Annotated in this window: 5 protein-coding genes; 4 read left to right on the forward strand and 1 reads right to left on the reverse strand. The window is 49.8% G+C overall.

Annotated features, from left to right (window positions below; genetic code table 11):
- Positions 1 to 218: hypothetical protein (locus PHU49_17030; protein ID MDD5245713.1), on the reverse strand; the 218-nt coding region annotated here is incomplete at its 3' end.
- A gap of 153 nt (positions 219 to 371) precedes the next feature.
- On the opposite strand from PHU49_17030, the gene PHU49_17035 reads away from it, so the two are divergent.
- From PHU49_17035 to PHU49_17050, 4 genes are all read left to right on the forward strand, one after another.
- The gene (locus PHU49_17035; GenBank protein ID MDD5245714.1) at positions 372 to 557 is read left to right on the forward strand and encodes a hypothetical protein; all 186 of its coding nucleotides are present in this window, start codon (positions 372 to 374) and stop codon (positions 555 to 557) included.
- Positions 558 to 804: 247 nt separating this feature from the next.
- Positions 805 to 1,359 (forward strand): CoA pyrophosphatase, encoded by a 555-nt coding sequence (locus tag PHU49_17040; GenBank protein MDD5245715.1) that lies wholly within the window; start codon positions 805 to 807, stop codon positions 1,357 to 1,359.
- A complete protein-coding gene (locus tag PHU49_17045) occupies positions 1,352 to 2,512 on the forward strand; it encodes an MFS transporter (GenBank protein ID MDD5245716.1) in 1,161 nt (386 codons plus the stop codon). Before PHU49_17040 ends, PHU49_17045 begins: the two co-directional genes overlap by 8 nt.
- Positions 2,509 to 2,615, forward strand: a 107-nt coding sequence (locus PHU49_17050; protein ID MDD5245717.1) for a 50S ribosome-binding GTPase, incomplete at its 3' end; no start/stop codon positions are given. The genes PHU49_17045 and PHU49_17050, both read left to right, overlap by 4 nt.

Consider the following 2,615-nt stretch of genomic DNA (forward strand, 5'->3'; position numbering starts at 1 on the left):
GTGGCGTAATCCGCGTCTCCGTCCTGAAGTTCTATTGCCTCCAGCGATACTTCATACCATTCTTCCACATATTCGTCGATGGCCCGCTCAACCGCCCGTTGTATCAATTCCTTATCCGTTGGGCAGCCCTTATCTTTGCAGATCTTCTCTATCTTTGAGATCATGTCATTGCTCAACTTTGGTCTTACATCAGGGGTGAACCCTTTTTGTCTTGTCATCTCCATGCTCCTGAAAAAAGATTGTAGACATTGTTACATAAAAGTCAACGGAGAGCAAAATAAATTTTGTGACATATATCACGGCCGGGCATGATATTTGCAAATTAAAAGCGTATGGGACAGAGAGGTCAGAGAGGCCAGAGAAGATCAGACATGTTGTATACGCTTCCGGAAAGGGGACATGCAGAGGATGACCTCCGGTTGCTTGCCTTGAGCTGCAACAGGTATGGGCAATTGAAGACTATGGAAGCGCCCGATTTTCTGATGGATGTTGAAAAGATGCTTATCTGGAAGAGGCTGCTGAATATCTTCAGGGTAGACGTCAATTTCCGGCAGTAGCGTCAGAATTTTAACATCCGGCGGAAAATCAACCAGGCATCCCTTAAAGTCATCGCGAGGAGCGAAGCGACGTGGCGATCTAAGGATGCGATTTATTGAATGAGATTGCCACGCTCCGCTCGCAATGACAAAACGCCGCGCCCTGCGGGCTCGCAATGACACCAATAAATCCTAATATCGGAGCACTAAACAATAAGCCGCCTTTCATGCTATTGATTTCTCGTACCTCCTGTGGTTAGAATAGGGGATGCTTTCCCGTATAAAGGAACGGATTGGGGCACACAGCGCCCGTAAGGTAGAATGTGCGGAGACGATCATGGCAGGGGTTGTGATCCCGCTGTTTGAAAAAGACGGCGACGTCTTTTTCGTCCTCACGAAGAGGACCGATACGGTGAAGATCCACAAGGGCGAAGTCTCCTTCCCGGGAGGTATGTACGAACCCGGGGACGGCAACACAAAAAGAACGGCAATGAGGGAATGCTGCGAAGAGATAGGGGTTAAAAATACTGACCTGGAGATCATCGGACAGATGGACGATGTCTATACAATGACAGGTTTTGTTATAACGCCCTACGTGGGGATCATCCCCTATCCATACACGTTTAAAACAAACCCGGGAGAAGTGGCATACCTCATATACCTGCCGTACGGGTTTTTAAAAAAGACTGATCCGGCTATAGAGATGGCCGAACACGAAGGGATAACACAACCGGTTTCTTCCTTCCATTACAACGGGGACAGGATATGGGGCGCCACGTGCAGGATGCTCGTGAAATTCAGAGATATCGTGGAACATGAATAACAAGTGGAATCTGAAGGTACTGATCCTGCTGTCCCTGGGGCACCTCGTGACGGACATCTACCAGGGGGCCCTCCCGGCAACGCTCCCCTTTCTCAAGGAAAAGCTCGCCCTCTCATACACCACGACGGGCTTCATCCTTATGATGGCCAATTTTACCTCATCTATCCTGCAGCCGCTCTTCGGGTTTTATTCCGACAAGAAGGCGAAGGCAATTCTGCTCCCCATCGGGTTACTCTGTGCCGGTATGGGATTTTCCTTTATTGCTGTACCTGATAGTTATACTGTCATTTTGGTGATGGTGGCGGTCAGCGGGCTCGGTATCGCCTCATACCATCCCGAAGGCTACAAGACGGCGAATTTTTTCACCGGCGAAAAAAGTGTCACCGGCATGGCCATATTCTCTGTCGGCGGCAACCTTGGTCTTTCACTTGGTCCGATCCTATCCATCTATATCATACAGTTTTTAGGGCTTTCCTCTCTCCCGGTTATTGTGATCCCGTCGCTCATCGTGACGGCCATCATCATATATCAGCGGAATGTTATCGCTATTCCCGTCATGGAGCATGCGAAACGGCAGGCAGAGGCGCCAAAGGCCGTAAGCGGCGCCTATTCCTCTCTTTTCATGCTCGTTGCCATCGTTGTCATGAGGACCTGGACGCAGATGGGTCTTTTGACCTATATCCCCTTTTACTATATTAACTACATGAAAGGCGACGCGCTCTATGCCGGAAAACTTGTTTTTGTCTATCTTTTGTGCGGCGCGATAGGAACCATGATCGGGGCTCCCCTGGCTGACAGGTGGGGACATCGCCGCTTTCTCAGGCTCACAATGTTGTTCGCTACCGCAACGCTTCCTCTCATGTTTTTTGTGAAGGGGTATATGCTCTTTTTTGTCCTCGGGTTTCAGGGCATGCTCCTTATCTCCACATTTGCCGTTACCGTTGTCATGGCCCAGAAACTATTGCCTGCAAGGCTCGGGATCGCTTCAGGCCTGATGGTAGGTTTTGCTATAGGAACAGGCGGCATCGGCGTTACCTTGCTTGGGATCGTTGCGGACAACTTCGGTGTCCCCGTCGCCCTCGAGTCGATCATGGTATTACCGTTTATCGGATTTATCCTTAGCCTTGCATTACGGTATCGGGAAAAGGTATGAAAAAGGTCATCAGCGTGGTCGGCAGGCCAAACGTAGGCAAATCGACATTCTTTAACCGAATGCTCGGTTACAGGAAGGCCATCACCGAAGATACACCCGGTGT

This window comes from Syntrophorhabdaceae bacterium (assembly GCA_028713955.1).
Lineage (GTDB): Bacteria > Desulfobacterota > Syntrophorhabdia > Syntrophorhabdales > Syntrophorhabdaceae > UBA5609.

What these genes read in the sequence shown, in the direction of transcription:
- PHU49_17035 (MDD5245714.1), top strand. Translation starts at nt 372, where the DNA reads ATGTTGTATACGCTTCCGGAAAGGGGACATGCAGAGGATGACCTCCGG.
- PHU49_17040 (MDD5245715.1), top strand. Translation starts at nt 805, where the DNA reads ATGCTTTCCCGTATAAAGGAACGGATTGGGGCACACAGCGCCCGTAAG.
- PHU49_17045 (MDD5245716.1), top strand. Translation starts at nt 1,352, where the DNA reads ATGAATAACAAGTGGAATCTGAAGGTACTGATCCTGCTGTCCCTGGGG.